Source organism: Oleiharenicola lentus, from assembly GCF_004118375.1.
Lineage (GTDB): Bacteria > Verrucomicrobiota > Verrucomicrobiia > Opitutales > Opitutaceae > Lacunisphaera > Lacunisphaera lenta.
The window spans coordinates 2,455,085-2,469,783 of record NZ_SDHX01000001.1 but is presented as its reverse complement, the minus strand read 5'-3'; the positions used below and the strand labels follow the sequence as shown (position 1 = coordinate 2,469,783).

At 65.4% G+C, this 14,699-nt stretch carries 12 protein-coding genes; 8 read left to right on the top strand and 4 right to left on the bottom strand.

Going from position 1 to position 14,699, the window contains the following annotated elements:
- Positions 1-8 precede the first annotated feature (8 nt).
- Positions 9-527 carry a RidA family protein gene (locus tag ESB00_RS10245; protein WP_129047595.1) on the bottom strand — a complete coding sequence of 173 codons (519 nt, stop codon included), beginning with the start codon at positions 525-527 and terminating at the stop codon, positions 9-11.
- A gap of 56 nt (positions 528-583) precedes the next feature.
- Between ESB00_RS10245 and ESB00_RS10240 the strand changes: the two genes are divergently transcribed.
- Genes ESB00_RS10240 through ESB00_RS10205 form a run of 8 tightly spaced genes read left to right on the top strand, consistent with a single transcriptional unit; the run spans position 584 to position 11,580 of the window.
- Positions 584-1,624 carry a WD40/YVTN/BNR-like repeat-containing protein gene (locus ESB00_RS10240; RefSeq protein ID WP_164976131.1) on the top strand — a complete coding sequence of 347 codons (1,041 nt, stop codon included), beginning with the start codon at positions 584-586 and terminating at the stop codon, positions 1,622-1,624.
- A gap of 12 nt (positions 1,625-1,636) precedes the next feature.
- Positions 1,637-3,553, top strand: coding sequence for a hypothetical protein (locus ESB00_RS10235; RefSeq protein ID WP_129047593.1), 1,917 nt, complete (start codon positions 1,637-1,639; stop codon positions 3,551-3,553).
- A gap of 9 nt (positions 3,554-3,562) precedes the next feature.
- The gene (locus ESB00_RS10230; RefSeq protein ID WP_129047592.1) at positions 3,563-5,494 is read left to right on the top strand and encodes a glycoside hydrolase family 127 protein; all 1,932 of its coding nucleotides are present in this window, start codon (positions 3,563-3,565) and stop codon (positions 5,492-5,494) included.
- Positions 5,476-6,825 (top strand): M28 family metallopeptidase, encoded by a 1,350-nt coding sequence (locus ESB00_RS10225; RefSeq protein WP_129047591.1) that lies wholly within the window; start codon positions 5,476-5,478, stop codon positions 6,823-6,825. Before ESB00_RS10230 ends, ESB00_RS10225 begins: the two co-directional genes overlap by 19 nt.
- Positions 6,826-6,843: 18 nt before the next feature.
- On the top strand, positions 6,844-8,988 hold the full coding sequence (locus ESB00_RS10220) for a sodium:solute symporter family protein (protein WP_129047590.1): 2,145 nt from the start codon (positions 6,844-6,846) through the stop codon (positions 8,986-8,988).
- 17 nt (positions 8,989-9,005) lie between these two features.
- Positions 9,006-9,680, top strand: a complete 675-nt coding sequence (locus tag ESB00_RS10215) for an alpha/beta fold hydrolase (protein ID WP_129047589.1) — start codon at positions 9,006-9,008, stop codon at positions 9,678-9,680.
- A 44-nt stretch (positions 9,681-9,724) separates the two neighbouring features.
- Positions 9,725-10,786: a uroporphyrinogen decarboxylase family protein gene (locus ESB00_RS10210; RefSeq protein ID WP_129047588.1), complete on the top strand. Its 1,062-nt coding sequence runs from the start codon at positions 9,725-9,727 to the stop codon at positions 10,784-10,786.
- Entirely contained in the window at positions 10,783-11,580 is a 798-nt protein-coding gene (locus ESB00_RS10205) for a Type 1 glutamine amidotransferase-like domain-containing protein (protein ID WP_129047587.1), read from the top strand. Before ESB00_RS10210 ends, ESB00_RS10205 begins: the two co-directional genes overlap by 4 nt.
- Here ESB00_RS10205 and ESB00_RS10200 read toward each other — a convergent pair.
- Genes ESB00_RS10200 through ESB00_RS10190 form a run of 3 tightly spaced genes read right to left on the bottom strand, consistent with a single transcriptional unit; the run spans position 11,508 to position 14,698 of the window.
- Entirely contained in the window at positions 11,508-12,407 is a 900-nt protein-coding gene (locus ESB00_RS10200) for a hypothetical protein (RefSeq protein ID WP_129047586.1), read from the bottom strand. The genes ESB00_RS10205 and ESB00_RS10200 overlap by 73 nt on opposite strands.
- A gap of 14 nt (positions 12,408-12,421) precedes the next feature.
- Positions 12,422-12,934: a hypothetical protein gene (locus ESB00_RS10195; RefSeq protein WP_129047585.1), complete on the bottom strand. Its 513-nt coding sequence runs from the start codon at positions 12,932-12,934 to the stop codon at positions 12,422-12,424.
- Positions 12,935-12,943: 9 nt separating this feature from the next.
- The gene (locus ESB00_RS10190) at positions 12,944-14,698 is read right to left on the bottom strand and encodes an ABC transporter ATP-binding protein (protein WP_164976130.1); all 1,755 of its coding nucleotides are present in this window, start codon (positions 14,696-14,698) and stop codon (positions 12,944-12,946) included.
- Position 14,699: the final 1 nt, after the last annotated feature.

The following is a 14,699-nucleotide window of genomic DNA, read 5'->3' as shown; positions in this document are numbered from 1 at the left end:
TGCGGCCGTCAATTTTCCATTTCCGCGATCAACTCGACCTCCACCGGCGCCCCGGCCGGGAGCGCGTTGACGCCGACCGCGGCGCGCGCGTGCCGTCCGCGGTCGCCAAAGACCGCGACGAGCAGGTCGGAGGCGCCGTTCAGCACCTTGGGCTGGGCCGTAAAGTCATCGGTGCAGTTCACGAAGCCGCCCACGCGGACGATCCGCTTCACCTTGGCGAGGTCGCCAACCTCCGCCTGCAGTGCGGCCAGCAGCTGGATCGCACAGGTGCGGGCCGCGGCGGCGCCCTGTTCCACGGTGAGTTCGCGGCCCACCTTGCCGGTCACGATTTTGCCGTCCGCGTCGCGGGCGATCTGTCCGGCCAGGAAAACCAAATTGCCGCTGCGCACGGCCGGCACGTAATTGGCGATGGCCGGAGCCGCGGCGGGCAGGGTGATGCCCAGCTCCTTGAGCCGGTCGGCGGGTGTGACGCCGGCGGCGGCGTGCGCGATGAATGCAAACAACAGGCCACGGAGGATGTGCTTCATGCGCCGACTGCACACTTCGCCTCCAACCGGCGCAACGTCGAAACTTTTTCCCCATGATGAGATCATCCCCCATGTTCCGGCTCCTGCTGGGCGGTGCCTTGAGCGCCGTGCTCGGGCTGCTCGCCACCCGCGCCGCCGCCGCGTCCCACGACCTGTATGTGTGCGCCGCCTTCAACAACGGCAGCCGCGTGATGGGTTCCAACGACGGCTCTTCCAACGGCGTGTTTGTGCGCACCCCGGAGGGCTTCCGTCACATCGGCATCAACTACCCGCTGGCGATCTCGGCGACGTTTGACCCGCGCGACGCCAAGGTTTTCTACGTGGCGTGCCTCAGCGGAGTCCTCCGCACCCTGGACGGCGGAAAAACTTGGCGGCTGGTCACGGGTTGGGATGAGACGGAGCCCAAATCGGTTGCCGTGGACCTGCTGAAACCCGATCACGTTTATACCGGCCTCCCTGATGGCATCGTCGTCTCCCGCGATCGCGGCCAGACCTGGCAGCGCCGGGAGCGCGGTTTGCCCGAGCGCGGCAAATACACGCAGGTCGTGCGCGCCGACCGCACGCGCCAAGGCCGGGTGATGATCGGCTGCGAGACCGGAATCTACCTCACGGAAAACGGCGCGGACTCCTGGAAGCGCGTGCTGGCCACCGCCGAAACCGTCAACGACCTCCAGCAGTCGCCGCATGACCCCAGGCTCTGGATCGCGGTGACCCAGAGCGCCGGGGCGCTGATTTCCCGTGACGGCGGGGCGACTTGGAAGCAACTGGCGTCCGTGCCCTCGGCCAAAGCCCTCTACAATGTCGCCTTTGATGCACGCGAGCCCGGGCGCCTCGCCATCGCGAGTTGGAACTACGGGCTGCTGTTGAGCGCCGACGGCGGTGTGACTTGGACGCCCCGCCACGCCGGTTTGCCCGGGGAGGGCTCGCCGCGGGTGTGGCGCACGGCAATCGATCCCGACAACGGGCAACTCTTCGCCGCCGTTTTTGGGCAAGGGCTTCACGTCTCGAGCGACTCTGGACTCACCTGGCGGCCGGTGCCCGGCATGGAAGGCGGCTCAGTCCAGACCTTCACTTTTGTGCCCCGGACCGGTCCCTGAACATCCGCTACCATGAAACGTCTCCTTTCCGTCATTCCATTTTTCAGTGTTCTGGCCGTCTTCGCGCATGCGCAGCCATCCACCACCGGCCCCGTGCCGGTGCCTCCGGCTGACTTCTTCGCCGATGCGCGGCGCACTACCTATGTCGCCCGGGCCAATGAGGTGCTCCAATGGTATGTGGATTCGATCAAGCCCGGCGAACCGGCGACCTTCAACTCCGGGCAGATTGCCGCCAAGCTGGCGCGGCGCGAGGATGCCGCCGCCTGCTCGGCGCGGATCATTGAGCTCATGAGCCGGCCCCAGAGTGCGGACATGTTCTGGATGTTTCCCTGGACGGCGATCTCCTTCCTCGGCCGCGACCAGCTCACGCCCGAGGCGAAGGCCGCGATCCGCGGCCAGTGGAAAACCTATTTCCCGATGCGCGGGGACACGGAGAACCACTGGGCGATGTATTACACGTCGCTCTTTCTCATGACCGAGCTTTATCCCGAAGATCCGGCGGACAGCTGGTTCAACGGCAAGAGCTCGGCCGAGAACCGCGCGGAGGCCAAGGCCTACCTCATCCACTGGATGGACCTGGCTACGACGATCGGGCAGGGGGAGTTCAACCCGACGCACTACATCGGCGAGTACGCCATCCCGATGCTTTATCTCGCGACCTGGGCCAAGGACCCCGAGATGAAGATCCGCGGACGCATGAAGCTCGACTGGCTGCTCGCCGACCTGGCGGAAAACACGCTCGACGGCGTGTTGCGCGGACCCAATGCGCGCACCGACGACACGTCGGTCATCCAGCGTTGGCTGGCCCTGTCGTCCTATTTCAGCTGGCAGTGCTTCGGCAACACGCCGCCGCCGCCGAGCTATGGCGGATTTGGCGTCTGGTTTGCGGTCGCCGCCGCCAACTACGAGGTGCCCGAGGTCATCCATCGCATCGCGGTCGATCGCCAGGAGGACTTTCTGCAGCGCGACCTCAAGCGCAGCCGCCGTCGCTGGCGCTACAGCGACGAGTTGATGGCGTTGGTTTACAAGACCAACTACGTGCGCCGCGACTACGCCGTCGGCTCCTACCAGGGCGGCATGACCGATCCGATCCAAGCCCACGTCTGGGATGTGACCTGGTCCGTGCCAGACCCGCGGGGCATCCACAACACGATGTTTTCCGCGCATCCCTACGCCTCCGCCCGCGCGATGCAGATGTATTTCACCGAGCTGCCGGATCACATGCTCGAGTTGCTGGCGAGCCAGGGCAAACCGTCCTACGACGTGCCCGACAAGATCCTCGGCTGTTCGCCCTACGAGCAGGTTTTCCAGGACCTCGACACCGTGATCGCGCTCTACGACATCCCGGCGGACGATCGCTACCCGCGCGTCAACGGCTTCTTTTCGAAAGACCTGGTCAATGTGAGCGACGACAAGCAGTCCGGCTGGATCTTTGCCCAGGGCGGAAACACCTACCTGGCCTACCGGCCTTTGGCGCCGTTCCATTGGGAAAACCTGCTCGGTTACAAACAGCTGCCCTCGACCAGCGGCTACAAGTGGGAGCGCGTGGACCGGGGCGAAAAGGGCGACAGGCTCCTCGTCAGCCCGCACGGCAAGAACGGCACCATCGTGCAGGCCGCCAGCGCGGGGGAGTTCAAGGATTTTGCCGCGTTTCAGGACGCGATCCGCGCGCTGCCGCTCGAGTTCACGCTGACGCCGGTCCCGTCGGTGAAGATGCGCACGCTGCGCGGCCGTGAAGTCAGCTTCGCCTACGGCCAGGCCCCCAGGGTCAACGGCAAGAAGGTGGACTACGCGAAATGGAAGCTCTTCGAGGGCCCGCACCTCAACGCCGACCGTGGCTCGCGCAAGCTGACCATCACACACGGCCGCCTCGAGCGCATGCTCGATTTCAACACGCTCACGATCACCGACCGCGTCCGCGGCAACTGAGTCCCGCGCATGAGCTATCCCTCGGCCCTTCCGCTGTTCCGCGTGCGCTTCGACCACGGCTTCCTGGCCGAAAGGGCGCGGCTCGTCCGGGAGACGGTGATCCCGGGTCAGTGGGAGGCGCTCAACGACCGGATCCCCGGTGCCGAACGCAGCGGCTGCGTGCATAACCTGCAGGTGGCCGCGGGGGAGAAGGCCGGGGAGTTCCACGGCCTGTTTTGGCAGGACTCCGACCTGGCCAAATGGATCGAAGCCGCGAGCTACCGGCTCGCCACGCATCCGGACCCGGCGCTTGACACGGAGCTCGACCGGTTGATCGCCACGCTCGCCAAGGCCCAGCGCGAGGACGGCTATCTCAACACCTACTTTCAACTCGTCGAACCGCAGAACCGCTGGGCCAATCTGCGCGACTGCCACGAACTCTATGTTGCCGGACACCTCATCGAGGCCGGGGTCGCGCATTTCCACGCCACGGGCAAGCGCACCCTGCTCGCCGTGGTCAGCAAGCTCGCCGATCTGGTTGCCCGAACCTTCGGAACCGGCCCCGGGCAGATTCCCGGCTATTGCGGACACGAGGAGATTGAGCTGGCGCTGGTGAAGCTGGCGCGGGCCACGGGCGAGCAACGCTACCTGGCGCTGGCCGACTATTTCATCACGCAGCGCGGGCAGTCGCCCAACTACTTCGAGACGGAAGCCCTACGCCGCGGCGAAAAGGACAAGCTGCCCTGGCACATGCATCACGACGGCCTCGCGACCCTGCAGGCCGCTCGCCCGGTGGCGGAATTGAAGGAACCGGTCGGCCACGCGGTGCGGATGATGTATCTGCTCGCGGCGATGCTCGACCTGGCGCAGGACAAGGGCGATCCCGCGCTCCGCGAACACGGTCGCCGCCTCTGGCAGGCCATCGTGGAGCGGCACCTCTATGTGACGGGTGGCGTCGGCAGTGAACCTTACGGCGAGAAATTCTGTGAGCCCTTCGACCTGCCGCCGGACCGAGCCTACGCCGAGACCTGTGCGGCGATTGGCGTGGTGCTGTGCGCCCGCCGGATGCTTGAACATGAGCTGGATGGTTCGCACGCCGATGTCATGGAGCGCGCGCTCTACAATAATGTGTTGTCCGGGCTCGCGCTGGACGGGCGGACCTATTTCTACGTCAATCCGCTGGAAGTAGTCCCGGCCGTCGCCAAGCGGCGCTTCGAGTGTCACCTCGTGAAGACCCAGCGCGTGCCATGGTTTGGCTGCGCCTGCTGTCCGCCCAATGTCGCGCGACTCTTCGCTTCGCTCGGCGCCTATGCCTATGCCCAGGTGGCGGACGGACTGGCGGTGCATCTTTACGCGGGTGGCGATGTCTCGTTCCGCGTCGGCCCGACGCCGGTGAAGCTGCGCGTCACGACCGACTATCCGTGGAAGGAGCGGGTCGAGCTTTCTGTCGAGCCGGAGACGTCGGCCGAATTCACGCTGCATCTGCGGGTGCCAGGCTGGTGCCGGGCGCCCCGGCTGGAACTGAATGGGCGCCCCTCGGACCTGGAAACCGTCCGGGGCTATGCGCGCCTCCGCCGTCTCTGGAAGCAGGGAGACAAGGTGGTGCTGGAACTGCCGATGCCGGTCGAACGCGTGCGCGCTGATGCCCGCGTGTCGGCAGCCTCAGGACAGGTGGCATTGCAGCGCGGACCGCTGGTTTACTGCGCGGAACAGGTCGACAACGGGGCACAGCTCTCGGCCCTCAGCCTGCCGCGCGCGAGCCAGCTCAACGCGCGTTTCGTTCCGGATTTGCTGGCCGGATGCTTTGTCATTGAGGGAGAGGCTTGTCGCACCGAGCCCGGGGAGAAACTTTATGCAACCGCAGCCCCCCGCGTCACCCCAGCGCGGTTTCGGGCCGTGCCTTATGCGTTGTGGGCCAACCGGGGCGAAGGAGAAATGCGAGTATGGCTAAGGGAATCCTGACGCTTATTCTCAGTCTCTGGCTCGCCTGCGCCGCGATGGCGGGCGGATCGCTTGATGACGGCTCGAAAGCGGCGCATGCGATGCTCACCCGGCTCTGCGACGATTTCGGCGGACGCCTGACCGGCACGCCGGCCAACCAGCGGGCGCTGGTGCGGCTCGCGGAGGAACTGCGCGCACTCGGCCTGCAACCGGAAGTGGTGCCGTTCAAGATGCCCGGCTGGGAGCGGGGCGCTGATCGCGTCGCGCTGGTGGCCCCGCTTGAGCGTTCGCTGCGGGTGGCGGCGCTGGCCTACACGCAGCCGCACCGGCCCTTTGAGGCGGCGGTCCTGGACATGGGCAGCGGGAAACCGGAAGAATTTCCAACGGACTGCAAGGGAAGGGTCGGCCTGCTCAGCGCCTCGACCGCGTTGCAACTGCGCGAGATCGCGCGCACTGCGGCCGCGCGCGGCTTGCGCGGCATCCTATTCATAAACCGCGAAGGCGGCGGCCAATTGCTGGCGCGCTCGAGTTCCTTCACCGGCGAACCGCTGCCGCTGCCGGCCTACTCGATCACGCAGGAGGAAGGGCTTTGGCTCCGGCGGTTGCTCAAACGCGGCGAATTTGTGCGTGTGCGCATGGAGACCAAATCGCGGTGCCGTGAGATCGAGACCGCCAATCTCGTCCTGCGCCTGCCCGGTCGTTCGCCGGAGCGCATCATCGTCGGCGCTCACTTTGACAGCTGGGACCTGGGGCAGGGGGCCCTGGACAACGGGCTCGGCACCGCGCAGCTGTTCGCGCTCGCCCACGCCCTGCGCGGACGCGACCTGGCGCGCACAGTCGAGCTGCACTGGTTCAACGGCGAGGAGCAGGGGCTGTGGGGTTCGCGCCATGCCGCGAGCCGGATCGGCGACGCGCCGGTCGTTGCCATGATCAACCTCGACATGGTCGGCGTGCCAATCGCAGTGAACGCCCTCGGCGACACCTCGCTCGTGCCCTCGCTGGAGCGCTGGAACGCCGCACGCGAAAAGCCGCTTTCCCTGGGCGTGCAGAACATCAACTGGTTCGGCTCGGACCATACCCCTTACCAGCTCGCCGGAGTGCGGGCCATCACCTTCAACGCGCCGATTCCGCGCGAATCGGTCCGCTACTACCACGACCTTGCCGACACCATCGACAAGCTCCCGGAACAGATCGTGGTCGATTCTACCGCCGTGATCGGCGACCTCGTGCTCGCGCTGTGCGAGGATTCCGAATTGCGCGCGGAGCGCCGGGTGCCGGACGCGACGGAGAAGCTCTTCACGACCTTCGGCCTTGAACGCCGCATGCACGCGATCGGCTACTGGCCCTTTTAATTGATTACCCCACACCCCATGACCGCCATACCCCTGCCATCCCTCCTCGCCACTTTCTTCGGTCTCCACTGGGTCGATGCCCTGATCATCGTCGTTTACATGATCGCCGTGCTGGCGATCGGCAAGGCGCTGTCGCACGGGGTCAAGGGCGAGAAGGATTTTTTCCTCGGTGGCCGCTCCCTCGGCAAGTGGTTCCAGTTTTTCCTCAGCTTCGGCACGATGACGGACCCGGGGCAGGCCACGACCACCTCAAGTTCCGTCTATCGGCAGGGAGCCGGCGGCGCCTGGCTGGCGCTGATCACGCTGTTTCTTACGCCGTACTACTGGTTCAGCACGGTCTGGTTCCGCCGCGTGCGTCTGACCACCACCGCCGAGCTGTTTGAGGACCGGTTCGGCAACCGGTTCCTGGCCACGCTCTATGCCTCCACCACGGTCCTGATGGCGATCGTGAGCATCGCCGGCGGCAATGTTGTCGCCTTGAAAACGCTTCAGCCGCTCATGGTGAAGGAACCGGCCGCCTACACCGTCGTGGAGGCCCAGCGGGTCGCCGACTATCACGAGTTTGTCACGCTGCGCACCGAACGGCAGTCGGTCTCGCTGGCAGGCGAACGCGCCGCCCGTTACGACGTGCTGAAGGCCTATTATGACCGTGGCGAACTCCAGCCCTATATCTCCTATCTGAAGCCCGTGCAGTTCTACCTCGTGTCCACGGTGCTGGTCGCAATTTTCGTGATGCTGGGCGGACTCAAGGCCTCGGCGATGGTGGATGCGTTGCAGGCCGTGCTGGTCATCGTCATCTCATTCATCCTGATTCCTTTTGGTCTGGCCAAAATAGGCGGATTTGCGGCGCTGCACGAGAAGGTGCCGGCCGCGATGTTCAACCTGTTCGGCGGTGACGGGGCCAGCGAATACACCTGGTATTCCATCGCCGCGCTGCTCTTCGTGCAGCTGGTGGGCATTGTCGGCTCGCAGGCGAACATGACCATCGCAGGTTCGGCCAAAAACGAATACGCCGCGCGCATCGGCGCCGTGACCGGCGGTTTTAGCAAACGGTTCGTGACGATCGCCTGGGCCTACTGCGGCCTGATAGCGCTGGCGATGTTCGGGCCCTCGCTGTCCGACCCGGACCAGGCTTGGGGCCTGCTGACCAAGGCGCTGCTGCCGGTCGGGCTGATCGGCATCATGATTATCGGCATCCTTGGCGGAAAACTGGCGCTCCTGGGCGCGCAGTCCGTCGTGCTCGCCGGTCTGGTGGTGAAAAATCTCTACGAGCCCTTCTTCCCCGGCAAATCTGAGAAGCACTACATGCTGATCGCCCGGCTCACGGTGCCGGCGGTGTTGGGCGCGGGCGTCGTCGTCGGCCTGTTCCTCAACAGCGTCGTGGCGCTGCTCAAGTTCGCCATCGTGCTGCTCCTGATTTGGGGTGTGCCGATCACCTTCATTTTCATCTGGCGTCGCCTGACCGAGACGGCCGTGCGCGTGCAGGTGTTTGCCACGCTCATCCTCATCGCCGTGATTCCGTGGGGCGTTGCCTCGATACCGACTCTGGCCCAGTCCGAGACGCTGACGGCGATGACGCGCGAGCGGGTGCTCACCAGCGAGGTGACCGCCACGGCCGAGGATGTCGCCGCCGGCCGGGCTGCGACAGTCGGACAGACGTTCACCAAGACGCGGCGAATCGAGCCGGTCTCGATCTATTTTGAGGAGGGCGTTGTCCGGACCAACCCGCAGGACCCGTCCTCGCCGCGTACCGGCAAGGGGCTGTTCCGTTTCGAGGTGTGGCTGGTTTCCCTGACGGGGGCCGATGTGGCGGGGTTCTCCCCGGCCATGCTGCTCACGACGCGCTACCTCGTGGATGTGCTGCTGCCCATGCTGATCGTCGTCGTGGTCAGCCTGCTGACCCGGCCGACAGATCCGGCGCGGGTCGCGCGGTTTTATGTGCGGCTCAAGACACCGGTCGCCGCCACGCTCGAGGAGGATGCCGCGGAGGTCGAGCGGAGCTACGCCGCCCCGCAGCGCTTCGACCAGCAGAAACTTTTCCCCCGCTCCAACTGGGAGTTCACGAAATGGAACCGGGAGGACCTCCTGGGCTTCCTCGGTTGCTGTGTCCTCGTGGGCATCGTGCTCGTGGTCTTCAAATTCGTACTGACCCTCGGCAGCTGAGGTGCGGCCTTTTGATCATGCCCAAGTTCACGCCCACAATCATTCTCGATGAACCTTGTGCGCGCTTGCGTGATGAGGTGACGGCGTTCGGACCGGTGTTCATCTTCAAGCCCAGCCGTGGATTCCTTTCTTCGCCGATCGCCGCCGCGGAAGAATTGCCCGCGATGCTGGCAACGGCGGGTATGAAACCGCCGTATGTCTTCGTGGCCGCTTCCTTTGGTGGCTTCGCCGCGCTGGCCTTCGCCGCCCGTAATCCCGGAGCATTGGCGGGAATGGTGCTGGCGGATGCTTCGCATCCCGAACAGAGCGTTGCGGCGCTTGCAGCAATTCCCGCCGACACTCCCTTAACGCCGACAGTGACGGCGTTCAAAAGGACCCTTCAGGGCTTTGGCCCCGTCTGGACCGAAAGTTGCGCGGCGATCGCAAAGATCCATGACTTCGCGGACTTGCCGCTGATTGTGTTGGCGGCCGGAACCCCGGACATGCCCGATGAATTACCGTCGGAAACACGCGCTTCGTTGACCCGAAGCTGGCACGCCCTGCAGCGAAAACATGCGGCCCGTTCCACGCGGGGAGAACTGCGGATTGTGGAGGGGGCGGGACATGATCTCGTGCGCCTGGCTCCACAATCCGTCCTGACCGCAATCAGGGAACTCGTCTTGCCCGCGGTCGCCGGCGCCTTGAGCCCTTAACCCTGGTCCACGCTTCTTCCATCCGATTTGAATCACTGTTTCACATGTCCACTCCCCGTCACACCCCCGCCACCCGCGCCGAAGTCGAAACCATCCTGCGTTGTGGACCGCCGCGCCGCGTGCCGTTGTTTTTACCCGCCATCTACGAGCACAAGGCCTGGTTCATCGGCAGCACGCCCTCGGCCATTGCGCGCGACGGCAATCTGCTCGCCCGCGCCTTGCTCGCCGAATACGAGGCCATCGGTCCGGATGCCCTCGCCGTTGGCGTCGATGTTTACAACCTTGAGGCTGAGGCCGTGGGCTGCACGGTGACCTTCTACGAGGGCGACGACACCTCGATCCCCGGCATCAGCCCGGGCAACCACCGGCTGCATGTCGGCGACGATCTCACGGCGGCGCCGGTGCCCAATCCGCTCAAGGACGGTCGCATGACCGTAAACCTGGAAGCGGCGCGTCAGGTGCGCCGGGCGCTGGGGGACAACTATTGGCTGCGCGGGGCGATCTCGGGGCCGTTCTCGCTGGCTATCTCGCTGGTTGGCGCCGAGGCGCTGTTTCTGGCCTGCTACGATCAGGCCGACTGGGTCCGCAGCGTGCTCGCCTACGCCGGGCGCATCATCAAGGAATTCGCCAAGGGCTACATTGATGCCGGAGCCGAACTCATCGTGTTCGACTCGCAGGCGTCGCCCGATCTGTTGTCGCCGGCCATGTATGAGGAGTTCGTGCTGCCCGTCACGCAGGACCTCGTGCAATGGGCCGCGGCGCAGGGCGTGCGGGACATGCCGTTGATCATCGGCGGCAACACCACCTCGATCGCCGGTCTGCTGGCGCAGACCGGGGCCAACAATCTCCTGTGCGACTTCACCGCGGATTTCGACGAATGGGCCGCGGCCTGCCGGGAACACGGCCGGGCCTGCCGCCGCAACATTTCGCCCCGCCTGATCCAATCGGCGACGCCTGATGAAATCTACGCCGTGGCGGTGGAGGAACTGCGCCGCGGCCGCGATCTCCCGGGCTTCATCATGGGCACGGGCGTCATCGCCTTCGGCACCCCGGTCGAGAATGTCCTCGCGATCAAGCGCGCCTGCCTGGATGCCGCGAAGGAGTGATCCTGTATCCGATGAAACGCCTGTTGCTTGGTTTTCTCCTTTTGTTGCCGGGATCCGCCGCCGTCGCTGTCGCGCCCGCTCCGACGGTGTTGATCTGCGGTGGCAGCATGATGAACGGCAATCATTTCGCTGATTCCGTGCTGCCCGTCATGCAGCGTCACTATATCGGGGTGAAAAAAGTTGCGCTGGTGCTGCATGCCACCTTGCCGGCCGAGCGCGACCGGATGGAGGCACGCCTCCAGGAAGCCTTCCGGCATCTTGGCGGAATTGCGGCCGAGTCGCTGCACCGGCGCGACGCAGCCGGACAAATGGCGCTGTTGACCGAGGCGGACGGAATCTTCGTCGGTGGTGGCGAAACCTTTGTGTTGCTGGGTGAGCTCTATCGCACCGGTCAGCTTGAAGTCATCCGCCGACGGGTAGCGGCAGGGGTGCCCTATGGTGGCTCCAGCGCCGGGGCCAACATTGCCGGCCTGCTCATTGGCACGACCAATGATTTTCCCACCGCCGATGTTCCCAGTCGGAAATCACTGGGGCTCATTGCCGCGGCCATCAATCCCCACCACCCGCCGCCCGAGCTCAAGGCCGACTTCGAGGGGCGAGCCGGCAAAATCAAGGCCTACTTGCAGTTCAATCCCACGGAAACCGTCCTCGCGCTGGCTAATGCCTCGATTGCCCGGCTGGCTGACGGGGTGGTGAGGCTGGAGGCGGGCCAGGGCTGGCTCTATCGTGCCGAGGGCGTGCGTGAGCTGGTGCTGGGTGAAGCGGTGCCGGAGCTCGGCGGTCCAAAGTCGTAGGTTAGCGTCCAGGTGCGCGATTCGCCGGGGGCGAGCACGAGCGCGAGGAACGGCTCGAAGGACAATGTATTGCCGTTGGCCCACAGCACGCACTTGAGCGGGGCGAAGTCCGTGGCGAAGCGCACCGCAGTCAGCTTCGGATGCGAAAGCGTCACGGCGAAGGGCTGGTTTGCCGGGAGGCCGAGGTGAACGAGATGGCCGTCATGGACACCGACAAAAGCGCAGTGCAGCGTAAGTGCACCGTCGCACAGAAGGTAGCCGGGATTGTCTTCAAGCGAAACATCCGGCGCCAGCTTGGCCCGCAGGAGACCGTCGCTTTGCAGCGCAAAGAAGGGGTGAGCAAACCATTCGAGGGCCAGCGGAGCGGTGCCGCGATTCGTCAGTTGGGACCGGGAGAGCAGTTGTCGCCCGCGCAACTCGATGCTGCGTTCCAACGCGTAAGACCAGCGGCCCACAGTCTGCGCGGTGCGGAAAACGGTTCGGGTCGGTTCTGGTTCGACCTGCCAGACGCAGGGTTCGGTAACGATGACCGCTCCCTGCTCATCGCGGCCGAGCGCTCCCGCTCCAGGCGCAAGTCCGATGGAGCCGTCCCAGAGCAGGGGTTGTCCGGTCGTGGTGCTGTGCCGGAAGGATTCCGGCAGACCCTGGCCGTTGTGCGGCTGGGGTTTGACTTCCGGCCATTCGGGGCCGGTCAGGAGCGTGCCGACGCTGGAGTCGTGCACCTGCCAGATGTAGCCGCCCCAGCAGAAACGCGGCCCAAGCCGAGCATGCTCCGCCGCGGGATCGAGCAAATCAACGGTCAGTTCCGCGTTGGCGAGAGTCAGCATGGGGAAATGGTCCCTCAGCGCAGGCGCATGACGCGCAGCGTGGTGTTTGCCCCGTCCACCACGAGGGCGAACTGGCCATGCGGGCGTGCTTGAATCTCGATTTCCTTGCCGACCAACTCGTAGGTGATGGGCTCGTAACCCTCCCACACCTGATTGTTGTCGAGTTTGAATCGGTTCCCTCCCTCCCATTTGACGACCTTGGCGCGAAGGGGCGGCAGGGTGCGCCAGTCGGCGTCATCGAAGAGCGGGAGCCCGAAGCGCTCGAGGACGCCGGGATTGGGCTTCGGCGTCGCGGTCGCGGCGGTGCGCGCTTCGGCGAGTTGGTTCCGCAAGGTGGCCGTGGCGCCAGCCTGGTGGCGGATGAGGGCCGCATCAATCACCCCGATCTGGTCGGGGCTGAGTTTGTCGAGGCCGGCGCGCTTCCACTCCGCCTCGCTGAGGATGGCCTTCAGGCCGGGAAAGGAGCTCTGGGCGCTGGCCAGACCGGTGGTGAGGAGCAGAACAGCGGTAAACAGCAGGGTCTTCATGGGAGTAGCTTAAGGGCGGAGAAATCCGTCGCCAGTGTTTTGCGCGGCCACGAGCCGGGCAAAGGAGCCGCCTCGTGCGATGAGCGAGACAAAGTCGCCTTCCTCGACGATCCGGCCTTCGTTCAAGACGATGATGCGGCTGGCATTGCGAATCGTGCTCAGACGGTGCGCGATGGTGATGACGGTGCGGCCAGCGGACAGACGGTCGAGCGCCTCCTGGATCAGCCGCTCGCTTTCGTAGTCGAGGGCGGAGGTGGCCTCGTCGAGGATAAGCACGGGCGGATTGCGCAGGATGGCGCGGGCGATGGCCAGGCGCTGGCGCTGGCCGCCGGAGAGGGTGGCGCCGCGTTCGCCCACCAGGGTCGCGTAGCCTTCGGGCAGGCGCGCGATGAATTCCTCGGCGTTGGCCTGGCGGGCCGCGGCGCGCAGCTCGTCCTCGGTGGCATCGGCGCGGGCGAAGCGGAGATTGTCGCTGATCGAGCCGGAAAGCAGCAGGCTGTCCTGCAGCACGACGGCCAGCTGGCGGCGGATCCACCGCATGTCCCACTCGGCCTGCGGCACACCGTCGATCAGGATCCGGCCTTCGCCCGGGGCGTAGAGCCCGAGCAGGAGGTTGGCCAGGGTGCTCTTGCCGGAACCGGAAGGCCCGACGAAGGCGATGTGTTCGCCCGGGCGGAGCTGCAGGGAGATGTCGTGCAGCACGCGGCGGTCCGGCGCGGAGGGATAGGCGAAGGAAACGCGGTCGAAAACGATTTCGCCACGCAACCGGTCGGTGCGCCGCCGCCCGTGCCAGCTTTCAACATAGGCGGAGTCCACCAATTCCTTGATGCTTTGGTAGCTTTCGCGGCCGACGAAATACTGCTCGCTGAGGCCGACGAAGGCCTGGATGGGGCCGAGGACAACCGGCAGTCCCGCGACGAAGGCGAACAGCGTGCCGAGCGAGATGGTGCCGCGGATGGCGAGCAGGGCGCCGCCGGCCATCACGACGAGCGCGATCACCTGCGTGCTCACATACCAGAACGTGCCGAAGACCGCGTTGACGTAGCTCTGGTGCACCCGGCTGCGGGCGAAGGCGGAGCTGGTGCGGTCGAGGTCGGCCTCGGCCTGACGTTCCTCGCCGAAGCTGCGCACGAGGCGGAGCGCGGAGATGTATTCGCTGGCCGTGCCGGTCAGCTTTTCCTGCGCAAGCCGCGCCTCGTTGTTGCTGAGCTTGATCCGGGCGAAGAAGTGATACTTCGCGATGCCGTAGGCGGGCAAAATGAGCGCGAGCACGAGCGCCAGCCGCCAGTTCAGCACCGCGAGGATGACGAAGATACTGCCGCCATAGAGGATGTTCGGCAGGAACTGGTTCAGGATATTGTAGAGCAGCGCCTCCACCTTCTGGGTGTCGAAGGCATATTTCGAGAGGAGGCGGCCGGTCTTCTGCTGGTCGAGGTAGCCGAAGCTGAGGAACTGGAGCTTGAAGAAAATGCGCGAACGCATCTCGACCATCATCTGCGCCATGGCCTTGGCGATCTCGTTGGCGCCCCAGACGGAGAAAATGTAATGCACCGCCAGCAGCAGGAGGAATACGCCGCCCAGTTCGAGGATGGCGATGCTGTCGCGGGCGGGCACGGCCACGTCGATCATGCGCTGGAAAAGCCAGGGGCAGGGGGCCACGGCCAGAGAGCGCAGCAGGGCGAGTCCCAGCCCGCGCCAGAGCGAGCTGCGGCTGCCCCACAGATAGCCGGTGATCGTGCGCGCGGCGAGCGCCTCGCGGTTCATG

Excerpts from the sequence above, each read along its gene's own strand:
- ESB00_RS10245 (WP_129047595.1), bottom strand. The coding sequence starts at position 527 with ATGAAGCACATCCTCCGTGGCCTGTTGTTTGCATTCATCGCGCACGCC.
- ESB00_RS10240 (WP_164976131.1), top strand. The coding sequence starts at position 584 with ATGAGATCATCCCCCATGTTCCGGCTCCTGCTGGGCGGTGCCTTGAGC.
- ESB00_RS10235 (WP_129047593.1), top strand. The coding sequence starts at position 1,637 with ATGAAACGTCTCCTTTCCGTCATTCCATTTTTCAGTGTTCTGGCCGTC.
- ESB00_RS10230 (WP_129047592.1), top strand. The coding sequence starts at position 3,563 with ATGAGCTATCCCTCGGCCCTTCCGCTGTTCCGCGTGCGCTTCGACCAC.
- ESB00_RS10225 (WP_129047591.1), top strand. The coding sequence starts at position 5,476 with ATGGCTAAGGGAATCCTGACGCTTATTCTCAGTCTCTGGCTCGCCTGC.
- ESB00_RS10220 (WP_129047590.1), top strand. The coding sequence starts at position 6,844 with ATGACCGCCATACCCCTGCCATCCCTCCTCGCCACTTTCTTCGGTCTC.
- ESB00_RS10215 (WP_129047589.1), top strand. The coding sequence starts at position 9,006 with ATGCCCAAGTTCACGCCCACAATCATTCTCGATGAACCTTGTGCGCGC.
- ESB00_RS10210 (WP_129047588.1), top strand. The coding sequence starts at position 9,725 with ATGTCCACTCCCCGTCACACCCCCGCCACCCGCGCCGAAGTCGAAACC.
- ESB00_RS10200 (WP_129047586.1), bottom strand. The coding sequence starts at position 12,407 with ATGCTGACTCTCGCCAACGCGGAACTGACCGTTGATTTGCTCGATCCC.
- ESB00_RS10195 (WP_129047585.1), bottom strand. The coding sequence starts at position 12,934 with ATGAAGACCCTGCTGTTTACCGCTGTTCTGCTCCTCACCACCGGTCTG.
- ESB00_RS10190 (WP_164976130.1), bottom strand. The coding sequence starts at position 14,698 with ATGAACCGCGAGGCGCTCGCCGCGCGCACGATCACCGGCTATCTGTGG.